15 protein-coding genes are annotated in these 14,471 nt (G+C 62.1%); 6 read left to right on the forward strand and 9 right to left on the reverse strand.

Features of this window, described 5'->3' with window-relative positions:
• Positions 1-45 precede the first annotated feature (45 nt).
• From KPG66_RS01330 to KPG66_RS01355, 6 genes are all read left to right on the forward strand, one after another.
• The gene (locus KPG66_RS01330; RefSeq protein WP_237069791.1) at positions 46-387 is read left to right on the forward strand and encodes a PP0621 family protein; all 342 of its coding nucleotides are present in this window, start codon (positions 46-48) and stop codon (positions 385-387) included.
• Positions 388-502: 115 nt separating this feature from the next.
• Complete coding sequence (ampD, locus tag KPG66_RS01335; RefSeq protein WP_237069822.1) at positions 503-1,105, forward strand: 1,6-anhydro-N-acetylmuramyl-L-alanine amidase AmpD; 603 nt, start codon at positions 503-505, stop codon at positions 1,103-1,105.
• Between the two features lie 346 nt (positions 1,106-1,451).
• Positions 1,452-4,430, forward strand: a complete 2,979-nt coding sequence (locus tag KPG66_RS01340) for a ribonucleoside-diphosphate reductase subunit alpha (RefSeq protein WP_237069792.1) — start codon at positions 1,452-1,454, stop codon at positions 4,428-4,430.
• A gap of 139 nt (positions 4,431-4,569) precedes the next feature.
• Entirely contained in the window at positions 4,570-4,812 is a 243-nt protein-coding gene (locus tag KPG66_RS01345; RefSeq protein WP_013434113.1) for a hypothetical protein, read from the forward strand.
• A gap of 11 nt (positions 4,813-4,823) precedes the next feature.
• Positions 4,824-6,059 carry a ribonucleotide-diphosphate reductase subunit beta gene (locus tag KPG66_RS01350; RefSeq protein ID WP_041754005.1) on the forward strand — a complete coding sequence of 412 codons (1,236 nt, stop codon included), beginning with the start codon at positions 4,824-4,826 and terminating at the stop codon, positions 6,057-6,059.
• A gap of 440 nt (positions 6,060-6,499) precedes the next feature.
• Positions 6,500-7,063 (forward strand): histone H1-like DNA-binding protein, encoded by a 564-nt coding sequence (locus KPG66_RS01355; RefSeq protein WP_237069793.1) that lies wholly within the window; start codon positions 6,500-6,502, stop codon positions 7,061-7,063.
• 105 nt (positions 7,064-7,168) lie between these two features.
• Here KPG66_RS01355 and KPG66_RS01360 read toward each other — a convergent pair whose 3' ends face one another.
• The 9 genes from KPG66_RS01360 to KPG66_RS01400 form a co-directional block, all read right to left on the reverse strand.
• Positions 7,169-7,612 (reverse strand): glycine zipper 2TM domain-containing protein, encoded by a 444-nt coding sequence (locus KPG66_RS01360; RefSeq protein WP_370645055.1) that lies wholly within the window; start codon positions 7,610-7,612, stop codon positions 7,169-7,171.
• A 50-nt stretch (positions 7,613-7,662) separates the two neighbouring features.
• Positions 7,663-8,601: a carbohydrate kinase family protein gene (locus KPG66_RS01365; protein WP_013434118.1), complete on the reverse strand. Its 939-nt coding sequence runs from the start codon at positions 8,599-8,601 to the stop codon at positions 7,663-7,665.
• Positions 8,602-8,760: 159 nt separating this feature from the next.
• Positions 8,761-9,261 carry a thiol peroxidase gene (tpx, locus tag KPG66_RS01370; RefSeq protein WP_013434119.1) on the reverse strand — a complete coding sequence of 167 codons (501 nt, stop codon included), beginning with the start codon at positions 9,259-9,261 and terminating at the stop codon, positions 8,761-8,763.
• A gap of 260 nt (positions 9,262-9,521) precedes the next feature.
• Positions 9,522-10,421 (reverse strand): 50S ribosomal protein L11 methyltransferase, encoded by a 900-nt coding sequence (prmA, locus tag KPG66_RS01375; protein ID WP_237069794.1) that lies wholly within the window; start codon positions 10,419-10,421, stop codon positions 9,522-9,524.
• 5 nt (positions 10,422-10,426) lie between these two features.
• On the reverse strand, positions 10,427-11,794 hold the full coding sequence (gene accC / locus KPG66_RS01380) for an acetyl-CoA carboxylase biotin carboxylase subunit (protein WP_041753006.1): 1,368 nt from the start codon (positions 11,792-11,794) through the stop codon (positions 10,427-10,429).
• Between the two features lie 15 nt (positions 11,795-11,809).
• The gene (gene accB, locus KPG66_RS01385) at positions 11,810-12,280 is read right to left on the reverse strand and encodes an acetyl-CoA carboxylase biotin carboxyl carrier protein (RefSeq protein ID WP_013434123.1); all 471 of its coding nucleotides are present in this window, start codon (positions 12,278-12,280) and stop codon (positions 11,810-11,812) included.
• A gap of 75 nt (positions 12,281-12,355) precedes the next feature.
• Positions 12,356-12,805 carry a type II 3-dehydroquinate dehydratase gene (aroQ, locus tag KPG66_RS01390; protein ID WP_041753008.1) on the reverse strand — a complete coding sequence of 150 codons (450 nt, stop codon included), beginning with the start codon at positions 12,803-12,805 and terminating at the stop codon, positions 12,356-12,358.
• A 287-nt stretch (positions 12,806-13,092) separates the two neighbouring features.
• Positions 13,093-13,698, reverse strand: coding sequence for a TlpA family protein disulfide reductase (locus KPG66_RS01395; protein ID WP_237069795.1), 606 nt, complete (start codon positions 13,696-13,698; stop codon positions 13,093-13,095).
• Positions 13,699-13,809: 111 nt separating this feature from the next.
• Positions 13,810-14,430: a UDP-N-acetylmuramate--alanine ligase gene (locus KPG66_RS01400; RefSeq protein WP_237069796.1), complete on the reverse strand. Its 621-nt coding sequence runs from the start codon at positions 14,428-14,430 to the stop codon at positions 13,810-13,812.
• Positions 14,431-14,471 lie beyond the last annotated feature (41 nt).

The raw sequence follows: 14,471 nt of genomic DNA on the forward strand, positions 1-14,471 counted from the left end.
CGCGTCGGACATTCGAATCGTTTCCTGTGTGCTTATTCGTTCGTCATGGCCCGCATTCTCTTTTGGCTTTTTGTGATTCTCGCCATCCAGTGGCTGTGGCGCCAGGTCGCGCGTCGTGATCGGGCGCACGTCAGCCACGGATCCGAGGCGGGACGGGAATCCACGCGCCCGCAGGCCAACCGTAGTCGCGCCGATGGCGCGACCGGCACGCGGCACACCGGCGGCGCCGGTGGCGGCGCGCTGCCAGAGGCCATCGTGCGCTGCGCACAGTGCGGCGTACACGTACCGGTGAGCGAGACGGTGTCGGTAGAGGGCCAGCTCTTTTGTTCCAACGAGCATGCTGCCCGCTACGCGGCTCGGTCAGCCAGGCGCGATAATGCGCGGTGAGCGGGCGATGTGCGCGACGCAGCGATCCGTGAGCGACGACGCGGCGGCAACGAGCTGCGCGGCGTGTCCGACGACTGCCTCGATGACTGGCCCGATGACTGGCCCGGCGGCGGGCATGCCGCCGGGCGAGGGCGCCGCAGTGCCGGCGCGCATCGTGGTCGATGGGCTAGGGTGGGCTCGGCCCGCCCAGCACACGCCATGCGCGAATTGCGATGCGCGCCCCACAGGCGTTGAGCCGACGCTCGTGGTGGTGCACAACATTAGTTTGCCGCCGGGACAGTTCGGCGGTGACGCGGTGGCGGCGCTGTTCCTCAACCAACTCGATTGCGACGCGCACCCGTACTACACGCGACTGCGCGGGCTGCGCGTATCGGCGCACTTTTTCGTGCGGCGGGACGGCAAATTGCTGCAATTTGTCTCGTGCAATGAGCGCGCGTGGCATGCTGGCGCGTCGACTTTCGCCGGCCGCGAGCGCTGCAACGATTTTTCGATCGGTATTGAACTAGAGGGCTCGGACGAGCACGTGTTCGAGGCGTCGCAGTACGACACGCTGACGCGCTTGTGCGCTGCACTGTGCGAGCGTTATCCCATCACCGCGCTGGCCGGCCATGCGGACATCGCGCCGGGTCGCAAGACCGACCCGGGGCCGCATTTCGACTGGCATCGGTTGCGCGCGCAGCTTGCGCTGCCAGCGACGTTTTTTCCCTATCTGCGCTGAACGTGTTGCGCGCGGTTGCACACCGCGACGGCAGGGCGTGCGGCGCGTCTGCGCTTGCGTGGCGGCGAGCCCGCAACCGGCGGCGCATGCCGAAAAGTCAAGTCTCCGGATGCAAATTTATTCGTGGAATCTGGGGCAAATTTCCACTATAGTTGGTGTGAGGCGGCAGTGCCGCTACTAGATATTGTGGTTTTCTGCGTCGCTTCATTTCCAGCGACAGCGCCGCAACGCCTTCTCAGACATCGTTTTTCGGGGCGCCGCGGCACGGCGCCAATACGCTGTGCCACGCCCCGCTCGTTTCAAGAACGCGGATTCACCGCACGACACAAGATCAGGAGCTTTGCCCATGCAAACCACCGAGAACGTCACGTCCCAACAGCCCAGTGCCGCAGCCGGCTTGCCGCATGGCGGTGGCGCTGCGCACGGCGCGCGCGCATTGGCGCCGCAGGCGACGCTTGCCGACTACAAGGTCATTCGCCGCAACGGGAGTGTGGTGTCGTTCGAGCCGTCCAAGATCGCGATCGCAGTGACCAAGGCTTTCCTCGCCGTCAATGGCGGTCAGGGCGCCGCGTCGGCACGCGTGCGCGAATCGGTTGAGACGCTGACGCAGGCGGTCGTGCGCGCGCTCGTGCGTAGCCGGCCGAACGGCGGCACGTTCCATATCGAAGACATTCAAGACCAGGTCGAACTCGCACTGATGCGGGCCGGCGAGCACAATGTCGCTCGCGCCTATGTGCTGTATCGTGAGAAACGCGCTGCGGAGCGCGCGCACGAGGTGGCGCAGCAACCGGCACAAGGCGGGTTGAACGTCAATGACAACGGCATCGTGCGCCCGCTGGACCTTGCCGCGTTGCGCAACGTGATCACGGCCGCTTGCGACGGGCTCGGCGAAGCGGTCAGCGCGGAGCCGATCGTTGCCGAAACGGTCAAGAATCTCTACGACGGCGTGCCGTTGTCGCAGGTCTACGACTCGGCAATCCTCGCTGCGCGCACAATGATCGAGAAGGAGCCGGCCTACAGCCAGGTCACCGCGCGGCTGCTGCTGCATACAATCCGCCGCGAGATCCTGGGTGAAGAGGTGCTGCAGTCCGAGATGGGCGCGCGCTATGCAGAGTACTTTCCGCAATTCTTGAAGCGAGGCGTCGAGGCTGAGTTGCTCGACGAGAAGCTGCTGCAATTCGACTTGAAGAAGTTGGGTGACGCGCTGGATGCGTCGCGCGATCTGAAATTCGGCTACCTCGGGCTGCAGACGCTGTACGACCGTTACTTCCTGCACGTGGACGGGCAGCGCATTGAAATGCCGCAGGCCTTTTTCATGCGGGTGGCGATGGGGCTCGCGCTGAACGAAATCGACCGCGAGGCGCGGGCGATCGAGTTCTACAATGTGCTGTCCACGTTCGATTTCATGAGCTCGACGCCGACGCTGTTCAATTCTGGTACGCGCCGCTCGCAACTGTCGTCGTGCTACCTGACGACCGTCGCGGACGACCTGGAGGGCATCTACGAGGCACTGAAGGAAAACGCGCTATTGTCCAAGTTCGCCGGCGGGCTCGGCAACGACTGGACCCGCGTGCGTGCGCTTGGCTCGCACATCAAGGGCACCAACGGCAAGTCGCAGGGCGTGGTGCCGTTCCTGAAGGTCGTCAATGACACGGCAGTCGCGGTCAACCAGGGGGGCAAGCGCAAGGGCGCGGTATGTGCGTACCTCGAAACCTGGCATTTGGACATCGAGGAGTTTCTCGAGCTGCGCAAGAACACCGGCGATGATCGTCGCCGCACGCACGACATGAACACCGCGAACTGGATCCCGGATCTGTTCATGAAGCGAGTGATCGAGGGGGGCGACTGGACGCTGTTCTCGCCATCGAGCTGCCCGGACCTGCATGACAAGTTCGGCGCCGAGTTCGAACAGGCGTATGTCGCGTACGAGGAGAAGGCCGCGCGCGGCGAATTGAAGCTGTTCAAGAAGATTCCGGCCGCGCAACTGTGGCGCAAGATGCTCGGGATGCTGTTCGAGACCGGCCACCCCTGGATTACATTCAAGGATCCGTGCAACGTGCGCTCGCCGCAGCAGCACGTGGGCGTTGTGCATTCGTCGAACCTGTGCACTGAAATCACGTTGAACACGAGCGACAACGAGATCGCGGTCTGCAACCTGGGCTCGGTCAACCTGGTCGCGCATATGAAGCAGGGCGCGGACGGTGGCTATGTGCTGGACCACGATAAGCTCAAGCGCACGATCAGCGTCGCGATGCGCATGCTCGACAATGTGATCGATATTAATTACTACGCGGTTGCCAAGGCGCGCAACTCAAACCTGAAGCACCGGCCGGTCGGCATGGGCATTATGGGGTTCCAGGACTGCCTGCACTTGCTGCGCACGCCGTATGCGTCGCAGCAAGCGGTGGAGTTCGCGGACCGCTCGATGGAAGCTATCTGCTACTACGCGTACTGGGCGTCCACCGAACTGGCGAGCGAACGCGGCCGGTACTCGTCGTACCGCGGCTCGCTGTGGGATCGCGGAATCCTGCCGCAGGACACGCTGAAGCTGCTCGCCGACTCGCGCGGCGGGTATGTCGAGGTCGACTCGTCCGAAACGATGGACTGGGCCGCGCTGCGCGAGCGCATTGCTACGCACGGCATGCGCAACTCGAACTGCGTCGCGATCGCGCCGACCGCAACGATCTCGAACATCATTGGCGTGTCTGCGTGCATCGAGCCGACGTTCCAGAACCTGTATGTGAAATCGAACCTGTCGGGCGAATTCACGGTCGTCAACGAATACCTGGTGCGTGACCTGAAGGCGCGCGGGCTCTGGGACGAGGTGATGGTGGCCGATCTGAAGTACTTCGATGGATCGCTGGCGCGCATTGATCGTATTCCCGCCGATCTGCGCGAGACGTATGCAACCGCGTTCGAAGTGGATCCGAAATGGCTCGTGGAAGCGGCGGCGCGCCGGCAGAAGTGGATCGACCAGGCGCAGTCGTTGAACATCTACATGGCCGGTGCGTCGGGCAAGAAGCTGGACGAAATCTACAAGCTCGCCTGGCTGCGCGGCCTAAAGACGACGTATTACCTGCGCACGATCGCCGCGACGCACGTCGAGAAGTCGACGGTTGCGCACGGCGCGCTCAATGCGGTGCCATCCAGCGATGGTGGGGTGGGTGCGATGCATGGCGCGGGTGGCGTGTCGGGCAGCGCGACGGCGCGCAACGCCGGTGTGCACGCCGCTGCCGATGCGGGATCGCAAGATGAGATCGCGGGACCGGTTTGCATGCTGCGTCCTGGCGATGCAGGCTTTGACGAGTGTGAAGCGTGCCAGTGATGCGTTGGCGTGTGAGCGTGCTCGACCGTTGTTGTCTGCAACCGCCCGCAGTCATACTGCAAGCGGTACACGATAAGGCACGTGATGAGCACTGCTTTGCACGCATCGCGTGTGCATCGTGTGACGCACGATACGCGCGATGAGCGGTGGCCACGCGCATGGCAGGCGCGGCGAGTGCGATGAAATGGATGGTGCACTTGCCGCGCCGATCGATACGAAGCAATGCGTCGATCCGGGTCGTGATGCAACCGATGCGAAGACCTTGACGATCATATCGATCAAAGTGTTGTATGAAGGTCTCAATGCGAGATCAAAAGAGTGTTTTTCATCAGCGAACTCTTTTATCGCTGATGAAAAGATGGTACAAACCGATCTAAATTGATGGTGACATTTATGCTCAACTGGGATGACGAGATTACTGCCGTAACTCCCCCGAGCGTTCCGCAACCGACGGTGCGAGAAACGACGGCGACTGGAGCCGTGGCATCGTCCAGCGGGTATGCAGCGCAAGCTGCGGATACGCCCGCTCCGTTGGCACAGGATAGCTTCACGCGCGATGTTGCTGTCGCGCCGGACCAGCAGTCGAACGCGTCGCCGGCGCCCGCACCCGAGGCCCGCGTGAACGTGGCCGACAAGCGGATCATCAACGGCAAGACCGACGTCAATCAACTCGTGCCGTTCAAGTACAAGTGGGCGTGGGAGAAGTACCTCGCCGGCTGTGCGAACCACTGGATGCCGCAGGAAATCAACATGTCCCGCGACATCGCGCTCTGGAAGGATCCGAACGGGTTGACTGACGACGAGCGCCGCATCGTCAAGCGCAACCTGGGTTTCTTTGTCACAGCCGATTCGTTGGCGGCGAACAATATCGTGCTTGGCACGTATCGCCACATCACTGCGCCCGAATGCCGCCAGTTCCTGCTGCGCCAAGCATTCGAGGAAGCGATTCATACGCACGCGTACCAGTACATCGTCGAGTCGCTCGGCCTGGACGAGGGCGAGATCTTCAATGCGTACCATGAGGTGTCATCGATCCGTGCGAAGGATGAATTTCTGATCCCGTTCATCCATACGTTGACCGATCCGTCGTTCAAGACTGGCACGCTCGAGGCGGACCAGAAGCTGCTGAAGTCGTTAATCGTCTTCGCGTGCGTGATGGAGGGGCTGTTCTTCTACGTCGGGTTCACGCAAATACTGGCGTTGGGTCGGCAGAACAAGATGACCGGTGCTGCTGAGCAGTACCAGTACATCCTGCGCGACGAGTCGATGCACTGCAACTTTGGCATCGACCTGATTAATCAGATCAAGCTTGAGAATCCGCATTTGTGGACGCCGGCATTTCGCGAGGAGATTTGCGGCTTATTCAAGCATGCGGTTGAACTCGAGTACCGGTATGCGGAGGACACGATGCCGCGCGGCGTGCTGGGCTTGAACGCCGGTATGTTCAAGAGCTATCTGCGATTCATTTGCAATCGGCGCTGCCAGCAGATCGGCCTGGAGCCGTTGTTCCCGAACGAGGAAAATCCGTTTCCGTGGATGAGCGAGATGATCGACTTGAAGAAGGAGCGCAACTTCTTCGAGACGCGAGTGATTGAATATCAAACCGGTGGCGCGCTGAGTTGGGAATGACGCGCACCAATGAATAGGTAGGGGTGTGCAGCACGTGATGGCGGCGATGACGCCGCCGCGTGTGCCGCACAAGTTTAGGAGAAGTGCCGCCTGATGCAATATGCGCCTGACCGCCTGGATAGCCGACTGACGACGAACGGCACGGTGCGAACCCTTCAGTGGGATGGGCAAACTACCCCCGGAAAAGCCTTCGGCCGCGGTGTCGTGTGCCGGACTGCTTCAAATCATTCGCCGGCAGCGATGCCGGTCGTGTTTGGGCGCACGGAGCCGCTGGGTCGGTCCCGTGCGCCTTGCCGCATTCATTAGCGTAAGCAGGAGGCAGGTGCGTACGCCGATGAATAATCCGCTTCGCAGCAGCCGCGTTGAAAAAACGCGTTGGCGGGAAGCGGGTTTTGACGAAGGGTGTTTGTAACTCTCATCTGAACCTGAAGGAGAAAAAGATGGTCACTGCAAAGAAAAAACCGGCTGCGAAGAAAGCAGCAGCAAAACCCGCTGTGAAGAAGGTCGCAGCGAAGAAGGCAGCACCGGCCAAGAAAGCGACGCCGGCGAAGAAGGCGGCGCCGGCTAAAAAGGTTGCCGCCAAGAAGGTCGCGGCGAAGAAGGTCGCGGCGAAGAAGGCGGCACCGGCCAAAAAGGTTGCAGCGAAGAAGGTTGCGGCGAAGAAAGCGGCACCGGCCAAAAAGGTCACGGCGAAGAAGGTCGCCGTGAAGAAGGTAGCCGCGAAGAAGGCGGCACCGGCCAAGAAGGCCGCACCGGCCAAGAAGGCGGCGGTCAGAAAGGTCGCCGCGAAGAAAGCACCGGCGAAGAAGGCGGCGGCAGCAAAGAAGGCGCCGGCGAAGAAAGCTGCGGCCAAGAAGCCGGCTGCGAAGAAGGCAGCGGCGAAGAAAGCTGCCCCTGCCCCTGCCGCCCCTGCGACGCCGACGCCGGCTGCGCAGGCCAACGCGGTGAAGACCGCGTTGAACCCGGCTGCGGCATGGCCGTTCCCGACTGGCAGCCGTCCGTAATCGACACGTCGAATGGGGCCGGTGCGTTACGACGCGCCGGCGCGCCACCAGTGGTCGAGCGACATGACATCCCACACCAGGCGCGCGCCCGGTGCGGGATGTTTTTCAATGCGTCACGCGCGTGACGCCGCCTGCGGACAGTAGCCGGACGCGATCGCCGGCACGGAATGCCTCGCCGGTGGCCGCCTGCGTGATCGAGCGTAGGTCGCCGTTATCAAGCCGCACCGTGATTTCCAGGCCGTTGGAGGTGCCGGCCTGTTGGGCAACGGTATTGCCTGCCACCGCGCCCGCAATGCCGCCGATGATGCCGGTCAGGATCGAGCCGCGGCCGCCCCCGATCGAACTGCCCGCCACCGCGCCAAGCGCACCCCCGCCGAACGTTCCAAGCGCGGCGCCGCCTTCGTTATCCGCAGCGATGTGCACTGCCCGTACGCTTTCCACGGTTCCCATGCGCACTGTCTGTTCGCGCTGCGCCTGCGATGCGGTGTAGACGTCGGCCGAGCCAGCGGGCGTAAAGCACGCTGCCAGCGAAAGGCTGGCGGACAGCATTACGACGAGCGTAACGTGTCTGTTGATCATCATCGTTGCTCTCCCATAGTTCAAGGCAAGCGGTAGCCGAATGCGACTTCGAAACGAGCGCCGATTTCGGTTCGATTCAATGTATAGGTCTGTGGTCCTTGATGCGCGATCTTGATCGACCCCATCAGGCTCGCGAGGCGTCCGGTGGTGGCCCAGTCCAGGCCTTTTTCGATGCCGTAAAGCAGGCCACTGCGGAAGGCGTCGCCACAACCGGTAGGCTCGACGATCCGCTCTGCCGGCACGACCGGAATGGTTTCAACGCCATTGCGGTGATGAATTGTCGCACCCTGCGCGCCGAGCGTGATGATCAGCGCGTCGACGCGACTCGCGATGTCCGTCACGGACCACCCGGTCTTGTCGCTCAAGAGTTTCGCTTCGTAATCATTGACTGCCACGTAGGTCGCAAGTTCAATCATCCGGCGCAGTTGGGCTCCATCAAGAATCGGTAGCCCTTGGCCCGGATCGAACATGAACGGGATGTTCGCTTGCGCGAATTGCTCTGCATGCTCGCACATGCCTTGTGCACCGTCCGGCGCGACGATGCCGAGTGTGACATCTTGCGCGTCGCTGACGCGGTTCAGGTGGCTCATTAGCATGGCGCCGGGATGAAACGCGGTGATCTGGTTGTTTTCCTGGTCGGTCGTGATCATGGCCTGCGCCGTATGTGTGTCTGGCAGCACGCGCACGCAATCACGGCGTATGTCCAGCGAGTCGAGTCGCTCCAGATAGCGTTGGGCATCGATTTCGCCGAGCGTCGCCATGATCAGCGGCTCGCCACCCAGTAATTTCAGCCCGTATGCGATATTCCCGGCGCAGCCGCCAAATTCACGGCGCATGGATGGAACGAGGAAGCTGACGTTCAGAATATGGACCTGGTCGGGCAAGATGTGCTCGCGAAAGTGCCCTTCGAACATCATGATGTTGTCGTACGCGAGCGAGCCGCAGATTAGCGTAGCCACAGTGGTGATTCCTTATGATAGGTTGAGTGCTGGATCGCCCCCGCGCGCGTATCGCCGGCGTGCAGGTGCGTGCTTGCACCGGCTGCCGGACGAGATACCCGTGGCGGCAAGGCCGGTATCGAGCCAGTCGCCTGCGCTGGGCGGCGACAGGCAGGGAGTTTATTTCAGTGCAGCAAGGGCCGCGTCGTAATGGGGTTCGTTTTTAATTTCCGACACCCGTTCCACGTGCAGCACCTTGTCGTCCCCATCGAGCACGACGACGGCGCGCGCGGTCAAGCCGGCCAGCGGTCCGGTCTTGATCTCCACCCCGTATTGGCCGGCGAACTCCCGGTTACGGAACGTCGACGCCGTGATCACGTTCTCGATGCCTTCGGTCGTGCAGAACCGCGTCGCCGCAAACGGTAAGTCGGCCGAAATCACGATGACGACGGTGTTCTCCAGCTTGCTTGCCGCTTCATTGAACTTGCGCGTTGATGTTGCGCAGGTGGGCGTATCCAGGCTCGGCACGATGTTCAGGACCTTGCGCTTGCCAGCGAAGTCGTTGAGTTTCACGTCCGCCAGGTCCTTGCCGACCAGTGAGAATGGCGCGGCCTTCTGGCCGACGGCTGGCAGCGTACCGGCGACTTCGATCGGGTTACCTCCGAGAGTGACTTGGCTCATGGTTTCTCCTGCGATGGTGGCGTTGGGCGCTCGGGCCGAGCGCTTGCTGCCGGGTTAATGATGGGGTGGCGCGCATGCCGCGCGCCACGAGGGGCCGTGTCGCGTCGTGCCGCGATGGTGTGGTGCAGTTTCAATTGATCGGCGACGAGCCGGTAGACGGTACCGCAGCAGGGACAGCGGGTGGCGAGCGTCATGTCAACGGGTTCCCTTGAACCGGCGCACGGCGCGCCGGTCAATTGGTTGAGGTGCCGGTATGCTAATTAATTATCCCGGCGTTGCCCGGCCAGGCACACCCATCCGTCTTGTTCACGCCAAACGGCAAGCTCGATGTGGCGCGCGTAGGCCGCTGCGACTTCGTCCGCTTGGCGCGCCAGTACCCCGGATAGCGCCAGTCTTCCGCCCGGTTTTACCCTGGAGGCCAGCATCGAAGCCATCAGCTTCAGCGGATTGGATAGGATGTTGGCGACGACTACATCGAACTCGTTTGCGGGGCACTCGTGAGGCAGCCCATATGTGACATCGACGCGATTGCGCTCGCTGTTATGCTGGGCCGAGTCGATCGCCTGCGGGTCGATGTCGATGCCTACGACCGGCGTGGCACCGCACTTGCGCGCGAGTATTGCTAGGATGCCAGAGCCACATCCGTAGTCGAGCAGCGAATCGCCGGCCCGTACGTGCTGCTCGATCCATTCCATGCACAGGCGTGTGGTCGGATGGCTGCCGGTGCCAAAGGCGAGCCCCGGGTCGAGTTCTAGCACCACGGCGTCGTGCTGCGGTGCCTCGTGCCATGAGGGCACGACCCAGATCCGCTGGCCGACATGGATGGGCTCGAACTGGGATTGCGTGAGCCGCACCCAGTCCTGCTCCTGGACGTCGCGCGCGGTAAAGGCCGGTAGCGCGGGCAGACCGGCCTCATTCGCAGCGGCCGCTAGCAATACGGCGGGGTCCTGCTGGGCGGCAAGCATTGCAATCACCCGCGAGTGCGTCCAAGCGGCGCGCTCTGGCACGAGGCCGGGCTCACCGAACAGCGCTTGTTCGTGCGGCGTGTCTGCGTCGGCGTCCTCGACGCAGACCGACAACACGCCAAGCTCGAGCAACGCGTCTGACAAGGACTCGGCGCGTTCGCGACTGACTTCGACGACGACTTCGCGATAGCTCATGCCCGTTACGCTTCCTTAGGGGCGACCTGCTGCTTGGCAGCCAGCTTGTCTTCGAGGTAATGGATGCTCGTGCCGCCCTGGACGAACTTGGCGTCCAGCATCAATTCCCGGTGCAACGGGATATTCGTCTGAATACCCTCGACCACCATCTCGGACAACGCGATACGCATCCGGTTGATCGCCTGTTCGCGGGTCGCACCATACGCGATCAGCTTGCCGATCATCGAATCGTAGTTGGGCGGCACGAAGTAGCCATTGTACGCGTGCGAATCGACGCGGATGCCCGGGCCGCCGGGCGCGTGCCATGACGTGATCCGTCCCGGCGACGGCGTGAACTTAAATGGATCTTCCGCGTTGATTCGGCATTCAATCGCGTGACCGCGGAATGCGATGTCGCGTTGCCGCACCGACAGTTTCTCGCCTGCCGCGATGCGGATCTGCTCCTGGACGATATCCACGCCCGTGATCAGCTCGGTCACCGGATGCTCAACCTGGACCCGGGTGTTCATTTCGATGAAGTAGAATTCGCCGTTCTCGTACAGGAACTCGAACGTGCCGGCACCCAGGTAGCCCATTTTCTTGCACGCTTCGGCGCAGCGATCGCCGATCCGGTCGATCAACCGACGCGCGATGTGAGGCGCCGGCGCTTCTTCGATCACTTTTTGATGGCGCCGCTGCATCGAGCAGTCACGCTCGCCAAGCCAGACCGCGCTCTTGAACGAATCAGCCAGCACCTGGATCTCGATGTGTCGCGGATTCTCCAGGAACTTTTCCATGTAGACCTGCGGGTTGCCGAACGCGCGGCCGGCTTCTTCACGCGTCATGTTGACCGCGTTGACGAGTGCCGCTTCCGTGTGCACGACCCGCATACCGCGCCCGCCGCCGCCGCCGGCGGCCTTGATAATCACCGGATAGCCGACCGAGCGCGCGATCTTGACGATCTCCTTTGGATCGTCCGGCAACGCGCCGTCCGAGCCTGGGACGCACGGCACGCCTGTCTTGATCATCGTTTGCTTGGCGCTGACCTTGTCGCCCATCAGCCGGATGGTCTCTGGGCGCGGGCCGATGAACGTGAAGCCGGATTGCTCGACCCGCTCCGCAAAATCGGCGTTCTCAGACAGGAAGCCGTAGCCCGGATGGATCGCTTCGGCATCAGTGACTTCCGCCGCGCTGATGAGCGCCGGCATGTTTAGGTAGCTCAGGTTCGACGGCGCCGGCCCAATGCAGACTGCTTCGTCGGCAAGGCGTACGTACTTCGCTTCCTTGTCGGCTTCCGAATAGATGACAACCGTCTTGACGCCGAGCTCGCGGCACGCGCGCTGGATGCGCAGTGCGATTTCGCCGCGGTTGGCAATGAGTATTTTCTCGAACATAGGCACAGTGACTCGTTAGCCGATCACAAACAGCGATTGGCCGTATTCGACAGCTTGGCCGTTTTCGACGAGGATTTCCTTGACCACGCCCGTTTTGTCGGCTTCGATCTCATTGAGCAGCTTCATCGCCTCGATAATGCAGATCGTTTGGCCCTCTTTGACCGAGTCGCCAACTTGCACGAACGGATCGGCTCCCGGCGACGGCGCGCGGTAGAACGTGCCAACCATCGGTGAGGTGACCACATGGCCTTGCGGCGTGGCAGCGGCGGGGGTTGCGGGTGCGTTGGACTCAGTCGACGCGGCAGCCGGTGCGCCGGGCACACCGGTGACCTGCGGTGCCGGGGCATATTGTGCCTGGGACGGCAGATAGACAGGTGCCGCGTTCTTGACGATCCGGACTTTGCCTTCGCCTTCGGTGACTTCAAGTTCCGAGATGCCGGACTCGGATACCAGGTCGATCAGGGTTTTGAGTTTGCGTAGATCCATCGGAGGTCCCCAATTTGATGTGGCGCCCGGGCCAGGCCCGGAATAGCGAAAGTGTGGTGTTGCCAGGAAAAGACGTCAATGCGGCCGGCCCAGGCGCTCCAGCGCAAAGTCCAACGCGTACAAGTAGCCTCGCCAGCCGAGCCCGCAGATCACGCCCTCCGCCAAGTCGGAGAGATACGACACATGGCGGAAAGCTTCGCGTCGATGCACATTCGATAAGTGGATCTCGACAAACGGGATCCCGGTTGCCGCGATCGCGTCGCGGATCGCGACGCTGGTGTGCGTGAGGGCCGCGGGGTTAATCAGCACAAAGCCGATCTGCTCGTCGCGCGCCTGGTGCAGGCGCTCGATGATGTCCCCCTCGTGATTGCTCTGGAAGCAAATGAGCGCCGCCCCTGCGGCGTTGGCCTTCTGCGCCAGCGCCTGCTCGATCTGGGCGAGCGTCGTACTGCCGTACGTCTGCGGCTCGCGTGTACCGAGCAGATTCAGGTTGGGGCCGTTGACGACCAGGATGCGAAGACTCATAGGAGCTCGTTTTCTGCGAATTTGCGCGCACTTTACCGCTGTTTCAAAAAAATTGTCCAGTTTTCGGCGCGATCGCCGCCAAAAGAACGGACGTTCGGCAAAACGTGGCGGCTATAAATTCAGCCGATCAAGCGGCAAATGGCAGACAACAGTGGCAAACGTCTACAATTTATCAATAAATTACCATGTAATTTGTGATCGACAATTTGTGATCGACACGCGCTGCCGATGACTGACACGCAAGTGCCGAGTTGGTGTGCCGCACGGCACTGACTGTTCCGCCTAGGTCATAGCGCGTCTAGTTCCATGCTCAGCCGCGCCACGTCGATTTCACCCAACTTCGAGTAGCGAACGTGTCCCGCTTTGTCGATGACTACGGTAAACGGCAGCCCGCCGGCCTGGTTGCCGAACTGGCGAGCCAAGTCGGCGCCGCCGAAGCCGGCTACGTAAATCGGGTAGCCAATCGTCACCTTGGAGAGAAATTGCGATATGTTCCGGGCCGAATCGACGCCAATGCCGACGAAGTGCACGCCTTTGTCCGCGTAGCGGCGTTGCAACCCGGACAGCGCCGGCATTTCTTTCACGCATGGCGCACACCACGACGCCCAGAAGTTCACCACGGTGACTTTGCCGCGATACTGGGCCAACGGCTGAAGCTGGCCTACCGGATCGGGCAACGAACTAGCAAATAGCGCGTGTACTGCGTCGTCGTGGGCCGCGTAGGGCGACACGGTGGCGTATGCCGACTGCGCGGTGCCCGCTGGCTGCGCTGCACAGGCAGGCAGTGGCGCGCACAGCAAGCAGGCCACAGCGCGCCACGCAGCACGGGCGCGGCGTGCCGGCGCTGGTGCGGGGCAAGCAGGTGGGAAGCTAGGATATAACGTCGAGTTCATCGCATTTCCATTAAGCAAGGGCGAACTGCTACAGTCCGCGCCGGTTCAGTGCAGTGCAGTGCGGGCATGTGGACGTGCGGATGTGCGGATGTGCGCAACTGCCGCTGCCATTCAACCCGCATCGAGCAGTGCCCGGACCGACGCCGCGTTGGCGCGCACCTGTCGTCCGCGCGCATCGGCACGGACCGCGCCACGCAAATCATTTGTGTCGTATAGCGCCACATGGAGGCCGACCGCGTTGCCGTCGCTGTCGCGGGCGATGAAGCTCAATGTCTCAACCGCCCCCCGGCCGGCGAAATGGCGCGTTTCGGATACGTCGTACTGTATGCCGGCGTTCAGTAGGTGGATGGCGACTTCTTTCGGATTGTCACAAAACACTTGCAGGTGGATGTCCGAATGGACGCCGGCCGTGCCGTTGAGCACGGCACCGGTTAAGTAGGGATTGAATTGCGCGAGCCGCGCCATCCAGTCCAGCGCGGTTTTGCGTAGCCGCCGCAGAATGCCGGGCTGCGTGTCGCCATGGAACAACGCCAGATATTCCCGTATTTCTTCTTCGATTCGGTCATTATCTGGCAACCATTCACCTGCAACGCGCGTCTCACCGATGATCTGCCGGGCTGCCTTGCGCTTGGCGCTGGCATAGTCGAGCCCGTCTTCGGCGATTAGGCGCGCGGCCACCATCGCGATTTCATCGCGCACGCGGTTCCGCTCCAGATGCAGTTTCGAAGCCATAGCAGTAATAATACCCGCAGTTCGCACACGCGCCGCGCACT

The organism is Mycetohabitans sp. B2, assembly GCF_021733735.1.
Classification (GTDB): Bacteria; Pseudomonadota; Gammaproteobacteria; order Burkholderiales; family Burkholderiaceae; genus Mycetohabitans; species Mycetohabitans rhizoxinica.

Excerpts from the sequence above, each read along its gene's own strand:
- KPG66_RS01330 (WP_237069791.1), top strand. The coding sequence starts at position 46 with ATGGCCCGCATTCTCTTTTGGCTTTTTGTGATTCTCGCCATCCAGTGG.
- ampD (WP_237069822.1), top strand. The coding sequence starts at position 503 with ATGCCGCCGGGCGAGGGCGCCGCAGTGCCGGCGCGCATCGTGGTCGAT.
- KPG66_RS01340 (WP_237069792.1), top strand. The coding sequence starts at position 1,452 with ATGCAAACCACCGAGAACGTCACGTCCCAACAGCCCAGTGCCGCAGCC.
- KPG66_RS01345 (WP_013434113.1), top strand. The coding sequence starts at position 4,570 with ATGAGCGGTGGCCACGCGCATGGCAGGCGCGGCGAGTGCGATGAAATG.
- KPG66_RS01350 (WP_041754005.1), top strand. The coding sequence starts at position 4,824 with ATGCTCAACTGGGATGACGAGATTACTGCCGTAACTCCCCCGAGCGTT.
- KPG66_RS01355 (WP_237069793.1), top strand. The coding sequence starts at position 6,500 with ATGGTCACTGCAAAGAAAAAACCGGCTGCGAAGAAAGCAGCAGCAAAA.
- KPG66_RS01360 (WP_370645055.1), bottom strand. The coding sequence starts at position 7,612 with ATGCTGTCCGCCAGCCTTTCGCTGGCAGCGTGCTTTACGCCCGCTGGC.
- tpx (WP_013434119.1), bottom strand. The coding sequence starts at position 9,261 with ATGAGCCAAGTCACTCTCGGAGGTAACCCGATCGAAGTCGCCGGTACG.
- prmA (WP_237069794.1), bottom strand. The coding sequence starts at position 10,421 with ATGAGCTATCGCGAAGTCGTCGTCGAAGTCAGTCGCGAACGCGCCGAG.
- accC (WP_041753006.1), bottom strand. The coding sequence starts at position 11,794 with ATGTTCGAGAAAATACTCATTGCCAACCGCGGCGAAATCGCACTGCGC.
- accB (WP_013434123.1), bottom strand. The coding sequence starts at position 12,280 with ATGGATCTACGCAAACTCAAAACCCTGATCGACCTGGTATCCGAGTCC.
- aroQ (WP_041753008.1), bottom strand. The coding sequence starts at position 12,805 with ATGAGTCTTCGCATCCTGGTCGTCAACGGCCCCAACCTGAATCTGCTC.
- KPG66_RS01395 (WP_237069795.1), bottom strand. The coding sequence starts at position 13,698 with ATGAACTCGACGTTATATCCTAGCTTCCCACCTGCTTGCCCCGCACCA.
- KPG66_RS01400 (WP_237069796.1), bottom strand. The coding sequence starts at position 14,430 with ATGGCTTCGAAACTGCATCTGGAGCGGAACCGCGTGCGCGATGAAATC.